Annotated in this window: 12 protein-coding genes; 2 read left to right on the top strand and 10 right to left on the bottom strand. The window is 63.1% G+C overall.

The window, feature by feature from the left end; genetic code table 11:
* Nucleotides 1-88 precede the first annotated feature (88 nt).
* A complete protein-coding gene (gene acmB / locus PMA3_RS10645) occupies nt 89-1,273 on the top strand; it encodes a methyl acetate hydrolase AcmB (protein ID WP_064677105.1) in 1,185 nt (394 codons plus the stop codon).
* A 105-nt stretch (nt 1,274-1,378) separates the two neighbouring features.
* Nucleotides 1,379-2,302, top strand: a complete 924-nt coding sequence (locus PMA3_RS10640; RefSeq protein ID WP_064677104.1) for a transporter — start codon at nt 1,379-1,381, stop codon at nt 2,300-2,302.
* An 85-nt stretch (nt 2,303-2,387) separates the two neighbouring features.
* Here the strand turns inward: PMA3_RS10640 and PMA3_RS10635 are convergent, their stop codons facing one another.
* The 10 genes from PMA3_RS10635 to PMA3_RS10590 all read right to left on the bottom strand — a co-directional run bounded on the left by PMA3_RS10635 (nt 2,388) and on the right by PMA3_RS10590 (nt 16,180).
* A complete protein-coding gene (locus PMA3_RS10635; RefSeq protein ID WP_064677103.1) occupies nt 2,388-3,416 on the bottom strand; it encodes an AraC family transcriptional regulator in 1,029 nt (342 codons plus the stop codon).
* A 216-nt stretch (nt 3,417-3,632) separates the two neighbouring features.
* Entirely contained in the window at nt 3,633-5,036 is a 1,404-nt protein-coding gene (locus PMA3_RS10630) for an MFS transporter (RefSeq protein ID WP_064677102.1), read from the bottom strand.
* Between the two features lie 446 nt (nt 5,037-5,482).
* Nucleotides 5,483-6,157 carry a phosphoribosyltransferase gene (locus tag PMA3_RS10625; protein WP_064677101.1) on the bottom strand — a complete coding sequence of 225 codons (675 nt, stop codon included), beginning with the start codon at nt 6,155-6,157 and terminating at the stop codon, nt 5,483-5,485.
* Nucleotides 6,158-6,270: 113 nt separating this feature from the next.
* Complete coding sequence (locus PMA3_RS10620) at nt 6,271-7,389, bottom strand: OmpA family protein (protein WP_064677100.1); 1,119 nt, start codon at nt 7,387-7,389, stop codon at nt 6,271-6,273.
* Nucleotides 7,390-7,404: 15 nt separating this feature from the next.
* Nucleotides 7,405-7,851, bottom strand: coding sequence for a type VI secretion system baseplate subunit TssE (gene tssE, locus PMA3_RS10615; RefSeq protein WP_064677099.1), 447 nt, complete (start codon nt 7,849-7,851; stop codon nt 7,405-7,407).
* A gap of 3 nt (nt 7,852-7,854) precedes the next feature.
* The gene (gene tssJ / locus PMA3_RS10610; protein ID WP_064677098.1) at nt 7,855-8,391 is read right to left on the bottom strand and encodes a type VI secretion system lipoprotein TssJ; all 537 of its coding nucleotides are present in this window, start codon (nt 8,389-8,391) and stop codon (nt 7,855-7,857) included.
* A complete protein-coding gene (tssG, locus tag PMA3_RS10605) occupies nt 8,372-9,469 on the bottom strand; it encodes a type VI secretion system baseplate subunit TssG (protein ID WP_064677097.1) in 1,098 nt (365 codons plus the stop codon). The genes tssJ and tssG overlap by 20 nt, the downstream gene beginning before the upstream one ends.
* Complete coding sequence (gene tssF, locus PMA3_RS10600) at nt 9,433-11,202, bottom strand: type VI secretion system baseplate subunit TssF (RefSeq protein ID WP_064677096.1); 1,770 nt, start codon at nt 11,200-11,202, stop codon at nt 9,433-9,435. Before tssF ends, tssG begins: the two co-directional genes overlap by 37 nt.
* A gap of 23 nt (nt 11,203-11,225) precedes the next feature.
* A complete protein-coding gene (gene tssA, locus PMA3_RS10595; protein ID WP_064677095.1) occupies nt 11,226-12,812 on the bottom strand; it encodes a type VI secretion system protein TssA in 1,587 nt (528 codons plus the stop codon).
* On the bottom strand, nt 12,809-16,180 hold the full coding sequence (locus PMA3_RS10590; protein ID WP_064677094.1) for an ImcF-related family protein: 3,372 nt from the start codon (nt 16,178-16,180) through the stop codon (nt 12,809-12,811). Before PMA3_RS10590 ends, tssA begins: the two co-directional genes overlap by 4 nt.
* Nucleotides 16,181-16,189 lie beyond the last annotated feature (9 nt).

The following is a 16,189-nucleotide window of genomic DNA, read 5'->3' as shown; positions in this document are numbered from 1 at the left end:
TTCACGGTCGGGCCAGACAGTCCTACCACTGCACACCTCGCCATGAGCGCCAGCCGGTCCATGGAGGGGTGTAGGGAGAATAAGAACAATGAATACAGGTCTTACTTCGTCACTCAACCACTTGTTCGATACCGTCACCGCCGGACCGCTGCGCGTGCCTGGCGTGGTCGCCGCCATCACCGGGCGTGACGGCCTGATCTATGAAGGCGCTTCGGGCCAACGCACACTCGGTCAAGCCGGGGAAATGACCACCGACAGCGTCTTTGCCCTGTTTTCCGCGACGAAAGCGATCACCGCCACGGCAGTGCTGCAGTTGGTCGAGGAAGGTCGACTGGATCTCGATGCGCCCGCCAGGGACTACCTGCCGATGATCGGCGAACAGCAGGTGCTCGAGGGCTTCGACAGTGACGGCAGCCCTCGCCTGCGCCCGCCGAAAAAACCCATCACCACCCGCATGCTGCTGCTTCATACCGCAGGCTTTGGTTATGAGTTCTTCAACGAACACTACAACGGACTTGCCCGGGAACAGGGACTGCCCGGCATCATCAGCGGGTCTTTGGCAGCGCTGCAAACACCCTTGCTGTTCGAGCCCGGAGAACAGTGGGAATACGGCTCCAACCTGGATTGGGCCGGCCTGGTGGTGGAGGCCATTACCGGACAGCGCCTGGGCGAAGTCATGCAGCAGCGTATCTTCGAGCCGCTGGGCATGACCGATACCGCCTTTACCATGACCCCGTCGATGCTCCAGCGGCGAGCTTGCCTGCACCAGCGTGAAGTGGATGGATCGCTGAGCGTACTCGAGGATTTCATCCTGCCGCAGGATCCCGAAGTGCATATGGGAGGCCATGGCCTGTATTCAACCGTGCAGGATTATTGTCGGTTTATCCGTGCCTGGCTGAACGATGGACAAGGCGATCATGGGCGGATCCTGAGGCCGGAGACGATTCGCGTGGCGGAAAAAAACGGCCTCGACAACCTGAAGATCAAAGCCCTGCCCGGCGTTATCCCGAGCCTCACCAACACCGCAGAATTCTTCCCGGGCATGCCCAAGTCCTGGGGGCTGAGTTTCATGATCAATGACGAGGATGCGCACACCGGTCGCCCGGCGGGCTCTCTGGCCTGGGCTGGCCTGGCCAATCTGTTCTATTGGATCGATCGCAAGAACGGCATCGGTGGTTTTTGGGCCACCCAGATACTGCCGTTCGCCGACCCCATCTCGGTCTCTGGCTATCTGGGTTTCGAAACGGCGGCCTACCGCTATCTGACCCGCTGAGCCATTCACTGACGCCGTTCAGTTCCCATGTGAGCCCTTGGCTCCAGGCGATGGCGCACGAACACTCTCCCTCCGCAAAAACAACAAAAACAAAACAGGTGACTCATGGAGATCTCCACAGGTACCCCTGCGCGCGTTCGGCCCTTGGCACGCGCGCCTGGCACTTCATCCCTCGGCGCCGGCCTTGTGCTGGCCACTCTGGCGGGCAACGCCCACGCCATCGATGTGGACGCCGGGGAATACACCGCGGCGCTGCCAGCCGGGAGCACTATCGGCCTGCTGTACCTGCAGGATACGCAGCGGCGCTCGCTGTACAGTGACGGGCACAAGGTGCCGATCAAGGCCGGGCTCGACTCCGAGATCGGCATCTTGCGCGTCGCGCATTACCAGACCTTGGGTGACTATACGATCAACACCCAGTTCCTGTTGCCCTTCGGCCGCATGGAAGGCAAACGCGACAACGACGCCCTGGGACAAGCCAATGGCGTCGGCGATCTGGTCCTGGCGAGCACCCTGTGGCTGGTGAATGACCCGGCGAAAAACCGTTACTGGGGCATTGCTCCCTACCTGTACGTGCCGACCGGCCACTATGACCGCAACGATGCGCTGAACCTGGGGGAAAACCGCTGGAAGCTGACGTTGCAAACGGGCTATGTCACCGGCCTCACTGAAAGGTTGTCCCTGGACCTTACCGCGGACGTGACGCTGTTCGACAAGAATGACGACCTCACCAGCCAGGGCCTGACGTTGCGCCAGAAGCCACTATGGCAAGCCCAGACCTACCTCAGATACGCAGTGACGCCAAAGCTGTCGGTGCACGTGGGAGCCTCACGACTCTGGGGTGGAGAGACCCGCATCGACGGCCAGGACCAGAACGATGAACCCGACACTGCCAAGTACCGTGTCGGCTCGTCCTACTGGATAACCCCCACCTTCCAGGCCCTGCTCAATTACGGCCAGGACGTATCGGTCGACAACGGCTTCAAGGAACAGCAGCGGGTCAACCTGCGGTTGCTGTGGTTGTTCTGACCCGAGACGAATAACCGACTTTTTTTGGGGCACCGAGAGGGTGGGATGGACGCCACTTGCGGTGCCCTTTTTTTTGCGTCACACGCTAGCGCAGACGGCGATGCAAGGTGTGCGAAGGCAGTTCACCGAACCGCCTGCGATAGATCCCGGCAAATTCCCCCAGGTTCAGATACCCCCATCGAGAGGCGATGACCGCCACCGTCGTACCCGATTGCGGATCAGTCGCCAACAAATCCCGGTGCGCCCCCTGCAACCGCTGCTCGCGCAAGAATGCACCGGGGGTCATGCCGCGAAAACGCGAAAAGGCACCACTCAATGACCGCACACTGGTCCCGACCGCGCCGGCCACCTCTGCCAGCGTGGGCAGGTTCGCGGCATTGGCACTCATGAACTCTTCGGCAGCCCTCACAAAACGCGGAGCGATCCGGTTCATCGGACTGCTCAGATCCAGCCCCGCCCGCCCGGCGCGGCTAGCCCATTCCTGGAGCAAGTGCACGCAAAGATTGTGCTCCAGGTGCGCGCCCATGCGCCCTTCGGCCATGTGCCCGGGGGCCTCGGCCACACAGCGAACGGTGTACTCGAGCAGACTCAACCAGCTCGAACCGACCCCGCCGAGGACGCACTTGTATCGCCAGAACCGGTCATCGGGGACGAACCCGAACCACTGCTGCGCCATTCGCTCCAGCACTGCATGGGGAATGGTCAGATTCAGCTGCAGGTGATCCGGGTCCAGATCGATCCGGTAATCGACCCGGCTGCAATCGGCAATGAAGGACTCGCCCACCGCGGTATCTTCAGTGACCGAACACTGCGCCCAGTGCCGGGCATTGCCGCGAACGGTCGTGAGCAGCAGCGCGTTCCCGGCATCGGGGGAAAAATCGTCGATGCTTACCGCCACGCCATAGGCAAAACGCGTCAGCGTCAGCTCGCCGATCCTCGATGAGTGCATGCTGGCGCACGGCTTGATGGCCTGCCCTACGGGACACACCCGATAGGGCATGTAGACGCGATCCGACCAGTCGCTGATTTCATCCCATTCGGTAGAAAAATTCTTGTGATGCTGCTGAATCGGCTTGCCGCTGACATCAGTTAACAACGCCTGCTCGAGAAGCATAGAGGCACCTGATCTTGTTTTTTTTCGGGCTGATGCGGCCGTTGGTGCAAGATCATCCGGTGCCTGCGCTGGCTCGTAAAGGGCTTTTTTGGTTATTCATCCAGGCTCGGTGGCGAGCCCCATCGAGCGGTCCCACCTTGCCCGTGGAAAGTCGACAGGCGGTAAAATGGGGCGTCGTTTTCACTGCGCCCCATCAGTGCCAAGCAAACCGCTCTTCTACAGATCGGTGATTTCCTTATGGCGCGGCACCAGCACCTTCATCACGCTCCACGCCACCAGGTAGGCCAGCGCACAGATGGCAAACATGATCATGTAGCCGGTATGGATATCGTTGACCGTCTTGTAATAGTCGAACACCCAACCGCCTAACTTGGTCATCGCTACGCCGCCCAGGCCGCCCGCCATACCACCAATGCCGACCACGGAGGCGATGGATTTTTGCGGGAACATATCGGACACGGTGGTGAAGATATTGCACGACCACGCCTGGTGCGCCGAGGCGCCCACGCCGATCAGCAGCACCGGCACCCAGAAACTGATGTAACCCAATGGCTGCGCCAGCAACACCAGCAGCGGCAAGAGTGCGATCACCAGCATGGCTTTCATGCGACCGTCATAGGGCGCGTCGCCGCGGGCCATGAAATAGCTCGGGAACCAGCCACCGCCGATGCTGCCCACCATGGTCATGGTGTACAACACCGCCAGCGGCAGCACGATGGCCTGGCCCTTCATGCCGTATTGCGCCGACAGGTAGGTCGGCAGCCAGAACAGGAAGAACCACCACACGCCGTCGGTCATGAATTTGCCGAAGGCAAAGGCCCAGGTCTGGCGGTAGGTCAGCAGCTTGAACCAGGATACTTTTTTAGCAGTGGCACCCGAGTCCGTGCTCTCGACGGCCTGCGCGCCCTGGTCGCTGCGGATGTAGGCCAGTTCCTGCGCCGACAGGCGTTTTTGCTGATCCGGTTTTTCGTACAGCGCAATCCAGACCGCCACCCAGACGAAGCCCAGCGCGCCGATCACGATGAACGCCGCTTCCCAGCCCCACAGGGCGGCAATCAGCGGCACGCAGATCGGTGCCAGGATCGCGCCCACGTTGGCCCCGGAATTGAAGATACCGGTGGCGAAGGAACGCTCCTTCTTCGGGAAGTATTCGGCGGTGGCCTTGATCGCGATCGGGAAGTTGCCCGCCTCGCCGATCGCCAGCACCGCGCGCGACAGCATGAAGCCGGCAATCGAGACCGGGATGACGGCAAGGCCCAATGCGCTGCTCAGGGCGCCGATCCCCTCACCCATAGGTACCGCGAAGGCATGCATGATCGCGCCGGTCGACCAGATGCCGATGGCTACGATATAGGCGGTCTTGGTGCCGATCTTGTCGACCACGCGGCCGGCGAACAGCATGGAGATCGCGTACACGAACTGAAAGACGGAGGCGATGTTGGCGTAGTCGGTATTGCTCCAGCCAAATTGCGTCGACAGATCCGGCGCCAACAGACTCAGTACCTGGCGATCCAGGTAATTGACCGTGGTGGCAAAGAACAACAGCGCGCAAATGGTCCAGCGGTATTTGCCGACGGCCTGGCCGACTCGTTGCGGAATGAGGGGCTCGTTCAGATTCATAGCATCACTTTATTGTTGGATTATGCTGATGATTGCTCGGTTTCAAGCGAGATCAATGGGGTCGTGGAGCATTGCCAGAACGATGCAACAGGCCGGCTGCGTGGCGAGGGAAGCAGCCAGGGTTCGAACCATTGGAGGTGAAATTCAGGGAGGTGGGCAAGCGGGCTGGATTCATGAGCGGGTCGACACTTTTTATTTTTAGAAGATGGACAGCCGACTGATCGTCTGTCGTCGTACAACTGTGCTTTTTATATCGAGATCAGGCCCCGGCTGTCAATCTGAATAAAACACCGCTCGTCTCAAAGGTTCCCCGTTTAAAGGGCAATTTAGTGCAGAGCGCGGCGGCGCTGTATGGGCTGACACCCTGTGCTTTGCCACTGTGATGCCAAGGGAAATTCAAGCAAAGTTGTACGATGACGCTTCCCCAAACCAAGCGGGTACCGTGGTTACTCGATATCGGCCTCTCTGTGCCAGGCCCGTTGTAGCAGCTTGATCACCTCTTCATCCGAAGTCTGGGAGAAATCCATGTACCAATGGCCGAGCGACATGAACCAGTCCGGGACGACCGGACAGATCAGCTCATCCACTTCACTGCGCAACGCCTCCACCGTCTCGATCGGCGCTACCGGCACGGCGACGACGATGCGCGACGGTGCCTGCAAACGCACCGCCTGGATCGCTGCCATCATCGAGGCGCCTGTCGCCAGGCCGTCGTCGATCAGGATCACCACCTGGTCCTTGAGCGGCACCGGCTCGCGCGTTCCCCGATAAGCCTGCTCGCGCCGTAACAGTTCCCGTTTTTCCCGCGCGACCACTGCGTCGAACGTGGCCTGATCAATCGGGTGCGCCCGCAGCGCATGGTCATTGAGGATCTGAATGCCGCCGCTGGCAATGGCGCCCAGGGCGAACTCCTCGTTGGAGGGCGCGCCCAGCTTGCGCACCAGCATCAGGTCCAGGCGAACCTCCAGGGCCGTGGCCACTTCATAGGCTACCGGTACCCCGCCCCGAGGCAAGGCGAGGACGATGACATCGGGTCTGTGCGCGTATTGGCGCAGCGGCTCCACCAGGCGGCGCCCCGCGGCCGCGCGGTCTTGCAGGAGGAGTGGCGATGAGGGACTCATTTGAATGCCTCCTCAGGCGATCGCGCCAGTGGGTTCACATCAAGGTCGTCTCATGGATTGTCGGTCTGACGGGGGTTGGCATCAAGCCCGGTCTTGAAATCCCCGCCCCTTTTTCAGCTGCCACAGGCCCCCTCTTGCGGCACCAGGCGGATATCGACACGGCGGTTGGCCGCGCGTCCGGACTCGGTGTCATTGCCGGTGACCGGCTGGCTGGCCGCGAGCCCCTGGACAGCAAAACAACTGTCCGGGAGGTCGCCCATGCGCTGCATCCAGTCACGCACCGCAGAGGCGCGGGCGCGTGACAGGGCAAGGTTCTGTCCGGCATCGCCCGTGGCATCGGAATGCCCGACGATGACGATCAGCCAGCCTGGCCGAGCTTTGATGCCGGCCAGGGCATCGATCAGCACTTTGGTCGAGCCGGATCCGAGCTCGGCGCTGCCGGCATCGAACAGCATCAGACTGTCCAGCTGCACGGGCTCGGCAGGCAGATGATCGCCGTCCTGGCCTGCCAGCCAGTGCTTCCACACAAACCAGCCGGCCAAGGCGATGGCCGTCGCCAAAGCGAACAGCCACAGGGCCATTTGACGTCTCTTTGTCGTCGGGTCTGCAGTTGCCGCTTCGGGCATGCGAGGGGGCGGCAGGATCACCACCGGCATCACGAATGCCGGTTCTGGGCCTCTCGTCGACAACAGCACGGTTGCCTCCGCAGCCGGGCTTTGCTGCAGGCGCCGCATCAGGCTATCGACCTGCTGCCGCAGAGCCTGCAGCGTGACCATCGGCACTTGAGCCTGAGCGCCCAGTCGCTGGTGCAAACGGCTCAACCCGGTGTCCAGATGAACCAGTGCCGGCAAGCTGCGCGTATCCAGCGCCAGGCTGCGCAGCAAGGGCTGCAATTGAGCGAACAGCCCGTTCAGGCTCTCCAGGCGCATGGATTCCACGGGCGGCCACAGGTGCGGCCATTCGCAGCTCAGCGCCTCGATCAAGGCCACCCCTTCCACCATGCCTGACAGGCCATGGCGCTGGCTGCGCGCCAGCCCGTAAGCGACCGCGGTTTGCAGATCCGCCCCATTGCTCTGGAACAAGGTCAGGCACAACTGCTCGACCTTGACCCAGTTCACGTCCGGACAGGCCGGGTGGCTCAATTTGGCCAGTTCATCACGCAACGCCATGAACTCGCCGAAGCCGCGCGGATCACCGCCCGCGCGTATACGCATTTCAAACAACGCCGTCATCGCGCTTCCCTTCCGTTACAGGTTCATGGCCGACAGGTAGTGCTGCCGCTTCAGGTGACGCACCAGCACTCGGCCCTCGGGCGCCAGGGTGGTACCGAACGTTAGCCGCTGCCCCGCCTTGAGCTGCACGTCGAGGGCGTATTCCAGATGACCCGGTTGCACCTGCGGCAGCAGTTCGATGTTCACCGCCGCCAGGCGCGGTTCGTACTTAAGCAAGGTCTCGCCCATGCTTTTCATCAGCTCATGTGCCGCCGCGGGCAAACCCTGGAGGATCAGGCCCATATCCGGCAGACCGTAATCCGGCAGATGACCGAGCGTGCCCGCCCGGCTGTTGAGGATGCGTTGCAGGTTGTCCAGCACCGACAGGGTGTGCTGGTCCGCTTCGGCGACGCGATACAGGTCCAGCTCGCCGTCGAAATTCTGCAGCAGCATTTCGTAGAGCGAAGGATTGAAGTCGGTCATCGATCAGTCCTTGGCCAAAGGTCGCAAGGTCAGCAGGTTGTCCGCCAGTTCGATGACCCGGGCCCGGTCCGGATCCAGGTCATCACGGGTCAACGTCAGGCGCCACGTTTTCAGTTGGCTGTCGGGTTGGCGGAACAGCGCGACCACGGCGACGGAGCGCGCGTTGTTGTCCAGGGGCACGCTCAGTTGCGCCCCCTCGCCCGGCTTGACCACCAGGGTTCGCTTGTCCAGCAGATCCGCGCTCAGCAGCCGGTCGTCCTGGCTCAGCAAACTGTCATAGGTGGCCTTCTCCAGCACCTTGTTGTCGCTGAGTTGGTACACCCGAACCAGCGTGGCGACCGACAATGCATTCATGTCCGCGCCATCGACGTTCAGCGATGCCCGCCCACTGAAGTCCAGGTGCAAGGTTTTCACCTGCTTGTAGAAAATCGAGCTGGCGGCAGAGGTGGTGCTGTCCGTCACTGACTGGGTCACCCCACAGCCGGCGAGCCATGCACACAGTGCAACGACCATCGATGATTTAAAAACCGTACGTGACATGTTCTATCTCCCTGTCCCGGAAATTTTTCGAAAGGCCCTGGTATCGGCCCAGATTGAGGGTGATGGTGTCGTGCGCCCCGACCTGCCAGGCGTCACTGCCCGGGCCCAGCACAGCGGTCATGCCCAGCCGTACCGGCGCTCGCCCCAGCACCGGCGCCGGCAGGCTGCGCAGCGGTAGCGACAATTGCAGCTTCGCGGTGCAACGCCAGCCCAGGTACACACGCAGCAGCACTCGCAGGTCGTTGTGCAACTGGCCAGCCGGCAGCCAGCCACGGGCCTCGTCTTCATCCTCGGTGAACAGCGCCAGGTGCAACTGGCTATTGGCGTCATGCCCGACACTGCCCAGGGGCGTGCCCTGGGACAGACTCACCGGGCGCCGGCTGCACAGGCTCGCCGGCTGCGCCAAGGGGATTTTCTGCGGCCAATGGGGCGTCACCCGTGCCCGGGTTTCGGGAGCCAGCAGCTTGACCAGCGCGATGATGCCTTCGGCGTTGCGGGTGGGCAGGCGCATCACGCTCAGCAGCGCGAGGAAGCGCGATACCGGCGTGGCGATCTGCCGGGCGGTGCCGGGAATGCCCAGGCCGATCAACCCCAGCAGGCACTGCGAAGTCGCATCGGTGCCGCCCGCCTCGAAGGTGGCCGGATAGGAGTACTTGCGCCAGATGCGGTAGAACTGGGTGAAGATCCGGTGGTTGAAGATATCGAGGAAGGCTTCCACCGCCTCATGCCCTTCCCGTCGCTGGGCGATATCGTCGAGAAACGCCGTCGGCATCGGTGAGTCGACCCCGTACAACCCGAGCAGGCGTGTGCGCACCGTCGCCGGGCGCTGCGGATGACCGTCGCTGGTTTCGATCGCCTTCAATTCCCCGGCCGGAAAGCCCATGCCAGGGTCGGGCCGAAAGCGTACCGGGTCATCCGCCGGGTGCGCCGTGCTGCCCAGTGGCGGATGATCCGGCAAGGCCTGTTCCAGCAATTGGCAGAAGCGATACAGATTGGCCTCGGCCACCCGCCCCTGCAGTACTTCCAGTAATCCATTGGCTTTCAGCCGGGAATACGTTGACTGTGGTTCTCGTTCCATCGCAGGCACTTTCCGGTAGGTTGCAGGATCAGCGTGAGCTGGTTGAACAAATGAATGTCGGCGTACAGGCCGAAGAAGCGATGGAGCATTTCGCCGAACAGGCTGATGTCGCCCTCGCCGGAAAAGCCATTGGCGTCCAGGGTGACTTCGATATCCACGCCGCGCAGCAGGAAGCCTTTTTCGAAACGCTGGATCAGGTGGTGACGCACCTCGACGATCGCCGCCAGCCGACGTCGGTTCAGCTCGCTGCCCGTCCAGTCGTACAGCGCCAGGGTGCCGCGCAACACTTCGGCGTTGTCGAGCATCGGCAGGAAGTTCGAGCCCAGGTGGCTGAGCACGCGCCAGTGAAAACGATCGCGGTTCGGCGGGTAGCACGGCAAGGTCGGCGCGCACAGGTTGCGCACCCGCAAGCCGGCCCGGGTGGATTGCACCAGGGTATCGAGCAAGGTGCTTTGCAGGGCCTTGCGCGGGAGTTGGCCGTGGGTACCGGTCAGGCGCAATGACAGGCTGGCATCGTTGAGTAGCAGATCCTTGTCAAAACCCTCCCCTCCCAGGATCAGCCAGGTGTCATGCAGACCATTGGCGCCACGCTTCAAGCGCGTATGGAAGTAGCGCTCGGGCGCCTCGTCCCGCAGCATGCCGCCCTTATGGCGAAAGCTGGTGAATGGCACATAGTCCTGGCGCTCGGTGTTCCTCGAAGAGGTGACCTGATCCACCGAATAGATTTCGGTATGACCGTCCTGCAAGCGCATGGGGCGCAGCAGGTAGTCGCTTTGCAAAGGTGCCAGGTCCAGCGGGTCGGACTCCAGGATGAATAGATTGATCACCGGCACCGCATGCAGGCGAATATGCCCGGCGCTCAGGTTGAACGCTTGAGGCCATGACTGGCCCAGCACCACCTCCAGTTCGAACCAGGGTGTCCCCTGGCTGATGTGCAACTGCTCCAGTCCGCAGAGGGTGACGAACATGAACTTCTCGCGGAAGGTGAAATACTCCAGCAGCAACTGATACCCGCTGAAGGCGCTGTCACCTTTTGGCCACAGACGGTCCTCGTCGGCGAAGCCCTTGGGCATAAAATGGCCCCGCAGCAACTGACGGTCCGTTTGTCCCGGCATTCGTACATACATCGCCTGGGTATTGAGGGTCAGTGCCTGATGCAGCGCACTCGCCAAGGGCGCATCGGCATTCAGGTACAGCGGCAGGCGACTGAGGTCGGTCTCGTTCCAATCGGTCATCGCGCCGCAAGCAAAACGCAGCCGCAGTACCGAGCGTCCGTCGGGCTCATGCGCCAGGCGCACGGACTCCACGGCCAGCGGTCGCAGTGTCAGGTCCTGGGTGGTGGTGTAGCGGCATTGGGTGCGGTGCGGGCCGATGGGCTGCGACAATACTTCGAAGCCGCTGGCGATCCGTTCGCTGCGCTTCATCTCCTTGAGATCGGGCGCCAGTTCCACGATCGACAGCGATGGAATGGTGCGCAGGTAATGCGGCCACAGCAGGCTGACCAGGCCCTCGGTGAGCTCCGGCAAGTCATCGTCGAGCTTCTCGCGCAGCCGTCCCATCAGGAACGCAAAGCCCTCGAACAGACGCTCCACGTAGGGGTCGTGGGCGCCCGCCTTGTCCAGGTTGAGCAGCGCCGCCCGGTCCGGAAAAGCCTCGGCGAACTCCTTGCCGGCCTCGCGCAGATAACGCATCTCGGCGTCGAAATAACGCAGTGTCAGATTGTCCATACTCAAAGAAAAAATCCTGATGAATGAGGTTAGCCGCAGAGCACTGCGGCACGTACCGGATCGATGGCCACCAGCGCCGCCAGCAGCGCCTCCATGCGCCGGGCCAGGGTGGGTTTGTCGGCATCGTTGCGTTGTGCTTTCAAGCGCAACAATTTGAGCAGGCGTGCCTTGACCTCGAAGTTCAGCTCGGGCTCCCACTCGGCCAACGCCTGGCGCTGGGCGGTGGCGTCCAGTTCGCCCAGCAGGTGGATCGCCAGATCGCTCTTGCCATATTGCTCGGCCACCCGCGCCATCAGCAGGCGCAGCAACCAGCGTTGCCGTCCGGTCTGTATGCCGGGGCGCGCCGCCAGCCAGGCCAACGCCTGCTCGATGCCGTCGCTGTCGGCTTGAGCCAGGGCCTCAGCTTCCAGTGACAGGATCTCGGTATCTGCGCCTGGCGCCGCGACGGTCGGTGCCGGTAACCATTGCTGGGGGCGATTGCCGCTGACGTGCCGGGCAATCCACTCGCGGGTGGTCTCATCGGCGAACGGTGAGCCGTCGCTCCAGCACAACGCTTCAACGCCCGGCAGACGCTCGATGAACATGCCCAGATCACGCTTGACCACATCGGCCCAACTGTCCTGTGGTGCGGGCTGTTTACTCAGCGCCTGACAGGCATACCACTGCAGGTCCAGCCAGAAATGGTTCACGCCCTCGGCATACATCCGTTCAACCTGATCGAGCAATTCAGCCCAGCTCTGTTGCAGATACAGACGCTTGAGTTGTGCCCGATATTCGCCACGAGGCGCCGTCAGGCGCGTAATGCCATTGGCGTCCTGGGGCGGCGCCTGATGCACGGTGTCCCAGCGCAGGCTTTTCATCAGGTGATGAGCCGCCAGCCAGCCCAAGGGTTGCTCGCGCAGGTAAACAGCCAGGGCTCTGCCGCTGTCCAACAGGTCGCGGCCGGATTTGATCGTTGGCGCGTCGGGCGCAGCCGTTTGCGCACTGGACTCATGACTGGCGCTGTTCTGCGGCACCAGTGCGTCCACGCCACCGGACTGCGCCAGGCGCGCCGACAAGGCGCCATACAGTGCGCCCAACGCGGGTCGTTGCTCCGGCGGCCACGCCTCAAGCCCCCGCTCCAGCCAGGCCAGCGCCGCCACGGTGCGCTCAGCCTCGTCCTTGACCACTTCCGGAAACAGCGAAAGGCTGTCCAGCACTTTGCCGCTGGTCAGCCACTCCAACGCCGCCTTGCGGCTATTGGGACGCGCGGGCAGTACCTCGTCGGCGTAGCGTTCCACCAGGGCCGCCAGCAGGCCGAGACCGTCAGCCAAGCCGCTTTCACCATCTTTGTGCAAACGCGCCCACAAGTAGTAGGTGGCGACGCGCAGGTCCTTGCAGCGTTGGGTGATGAGTTTCTCCGCCAGTTGCACCACCTGATCGACATCGGCGCCAGACAGTTTGTTGACCTCTTCACGCATGCGCTGGAAGTCATCGTCGTAGCCCGGATCCTCACCCACGGGCAAGTCCGTGCTGATCGGCTGCAACCAGGGTTGCCAACGCTCGGCTTGCAGGTGGGTCAGGGAGTGGGCATCGCGTTCACCCAGGCATCGGGCGATTAGTGTACGCAGGCTCATTTGAGCCTCCTCTTTTGCGCTTCGGGGACGGTCTCATCGTTTTCACTGAGAAAAATCTGCTGGGGCAAGGTGAACCCCCGCAACTTGAGCAACGCCAACGGCCCCGCCCCCAGTTCCGTGCGCAGGTTCCAGGTCAGTTCCAGGCCGTCCGGGGCCTTGAGCTGCAGGCGGTGCAGGCTGTCGCTGTCGTTCAGCGGGGTGACCCGGGCTTTTTCCAGCAGGCGGATCAAGCCCCAGGTGCCTTCGTAGTCACCGAACAGCCGTTCACTGGCCTGCACGCTGGTCCAGGTCAGGCTGGTGCCCGGGTGGCTGCTAAAGCCGGGCCAACTGAAGCGCTGCCAGCTTTCTTTCTGGTTGAAGTATTCGTGTTTCTCGCCATTGAGCACGAAGGTGGTTTGCACCACGTCGCGCACCGCTTTGCCGCGCAGTTCGAAACTCAGGCCCATGCCGCCGTCGGTGTAGAGCACGTCGGCCAGGTGGCTGAGCTGGTTGATCGCCGTGAGAAATTGCGGGTTGAAACGCAAGCCCTGGCTGTGCCGCGGATCGGCCACCCAGCGGCTGCCTTCTCGGCGTAATACGCCGCCCAGTTGCTGCTGCAGGAACTGGTCGATGCGCCCGGAATCGGCGCGGATCATCTGCCCCAGCATCGGCAAGGACGCGTCGCTGCTGGTGGCGGCGAAGGGGAAACGGCCGGCGAAAGCGCTGTGCCAGTCGCTGACGATCGCGCGCTGCCATTGGCGGTTGAGCCCCGCCGCCGAGGGTTGCAGCACCCGCTGCCAGGCCTGGTCCAGCGGCTGCACCAACAGCGTCTCGCCCACCTGGCCCCACTCGGCGCCGAGGCTGGCGGCGAGCAGGCTGCCGTAGGCCTGGGTGTCGGTGAGCTCGACGTTCTTGCCTTGGAACACGCTTTGCGCCAGGGCCTGGGTCATGGCCTGCGGGTCGGGCGCGTTGTGCACTTGCTGCAGTTTCAGGCGCACCCGGGTGACGCGGTTGAGGAAGGCTTGCAGGCTCAAGCGGTCGCTGTCGCCACCTTCAGCGTCTTTGCCCAGCAGCGCCAGCAACGGGCCGAAGGTGGCGTCCAGCGGACCGCTCGGGCCCTGCAACGTCTGGTCGATCGCTGGCACCGGGGCCTGGCCGACCAGTTTCTGCGCGGACTGCATCAGCGACTCGGCCAACGCCTGGCCGCGCACGCCGGCCTGACCCTGGTAGGCCAGGGTGTTCATCAGTGCGATCAACGGCGACTGGCGCACGTCGCTCATCAGCGTCAACTGGTCGATCACCTCGCCCAGGCTAGCGGCCGGCTGCCAGCGCAGACGGTTGAGAAAATCCAGCCAGGCGCTGGCGTAGTCTTCGAAGTAGCGTTGCGTGAGGCGCGCCCGCAGCACGTCCGGGGTCAGGTTGGCATCGAGTTCGGCGGGGTGGTCGCTGAGCACCCAGTCGATTTCCTCGCGGCGCGCTTCGGCGATGGCCTCGATGGCCTGACGCACCTGCCCTTCCCAGGCCTGGCGGGTGAACACGCCGGGGACGCTGGCCTTGCTGGTGAACAGCGCGCCGGCCTGGGTGTCGCCGACCATTTGCGCCAGGCTCAAGGCCGGGGCGTGGTTGGCCGCCCCCTCCAACACCTGTTGATAGAGGCTGGTTTCGGCATTGCGCTGGCCTAGTTGGCCGAGCAGGACTTGCCGGGCCTGGGCGACCAGCTTCGGGTTGGCCTCGATGCGCCACTCGGGGTGCGCCGCCAGGTGCTCGGCGTAGAACTGCCACAGGCTTGGCGTGAGGCCTTGCCACACACCCGGGGATATTCCGGCGCGGGTCGGTTCGGCTTCTCGGAGGACCTTGGTCAGGAACGCCGCGTCGGTTTTTTCCGGGTGCGCCAGCATCAGGTAGGCCTTGAGCTGGTCGTAGGCCTCCCGGGCGCGGTGCGCGCGTTCGGCACTGCCGGGGGGCAGCTTGATCAGGGCGGTGAGTTTGGCCTGCAGGTTGGCGACGGCCGGGTCGCGCAGCAGGCGCTGGTTGGCTTCGACATAGATCGGTTGGATTTTTTCCAGCAGGTTCTGGTTCTGGTTCAGGCCGAAGCGCTGGTACCAGGGGGCGCCGTGTTCGGCGCGGTAATCCAGGCGCGCCAGTTCGCGCATCAGGTCGTTCAGGGCCAGCAGTTGGGCGTCGCCCGTTTGCGACTGCTCCAAGGCGACCAGCGACGTCTGCACCTGGGCGATCTGCACGCGCTGGGTGGCGAAGGACAGCAGCATGCCGGCGCCCCACACCAGCGCCAGGCCCATCAGCAGCGCCGAGCCGATGCGCACCGGGTGTCGGCCCAAACGGCGACTGTGCACGGCCTTGTCCTCGAGCACGCCCTGCCAGGCCGGGTCGATGGGCCAATGGTGTGCCGCGTGATCCTTGTGTGCAGGCAACGGCAGGCTGAACCAGAGCCCGCGTAACGGCAGACCCCGGGCGAATTCGCCGAACAGCGGCGCGAGCGCCTGGCGCCAGCGGGCAATGCCTTCGGCCTGCAGATCGCGCGACAGGCGCAGCAGGAAGTCGTGTTTCATGTCGCCGAATATTTGCGCCCAGCCGGATTCGCGCAAGGGCAGGATCAGCTGGTCCAGGGAGGTTTCCAGGTCTACGGCGGTGGCGCGCGCGGGCAGCAGGCAGCCTACCGGTTGGGTCGTGCGCTGGGGCTGCGGCCACTCGCTGTAGCAAACCTGCCACAGGTACAACGGCAACTGCCACTGCAGGTGGCGGGCCAGGGTTTGCAGGTAGCGCACGCCGGCGCCCATTGCGGCGGCATCGCTGGACTGCTCTTTGTTCAGGGCCCAGATCACGCCGTCGAGTGCGCGCCAGCGGTTGAGGCTGAGGTACTGTTTAAAAGGCGCATCCTCTACATTGCCTTGGACGCTGCCGCCCCAGATCAGGACGGTGTCCTGGCCTTCCACCCAGTTTTTTTGAGTGAGTTGCGGGGCGATGGCGTGGATTTGTTCGGGTTCGCCGACGACCAGCAGGAGGCGGATTTTGCGGCGCCAGAAGGGACCGTGGCGCTCGCGCAAATACGCTGGAACGAGGGCGGTCGGTTGCGCCCGAGTATCAGGGGATTCAGTGGAGGCGGGTTGCGCCGGCTGCACAGCATCATCCGCGTCGAGCCGATTAAAAGCCGAATTCCCTAGCTGAAGTCCCAGCAGTCGATACCCAGCCAGAACCCCCGCGACGACCAACGTCGCGGCCGATATCACCCAAAGCCAGACCGTTTGCTGGTCACTGCCGGCCGCAAGACCCAGCGACTCGGGATCATGCCAAACCAGCACACCCAAGATCACACCGGTCAGCAACAACAAGCCAACCAGCACCCCCATTCCTACAGAGTGGCGAAACTGCATGCGAGATTC

It is taken from the genome of Pseudomonas silesiensis (assembly GCF_001661075.1).
In the GTDB taxonomy this organism is placed as follows: Bacteria; Pseudomonadota; Gammaproteobacteria; order Pseudomonadales; family Pseudomonadaceae; genus Aquipseudomonas; species Aquipseudomonas silesiensis.
The sequence above is the reverse complement of the archived record's forward strand: the minus strand, read 5'-3'. Positions and strand labels throughout refer to the sequence as shown.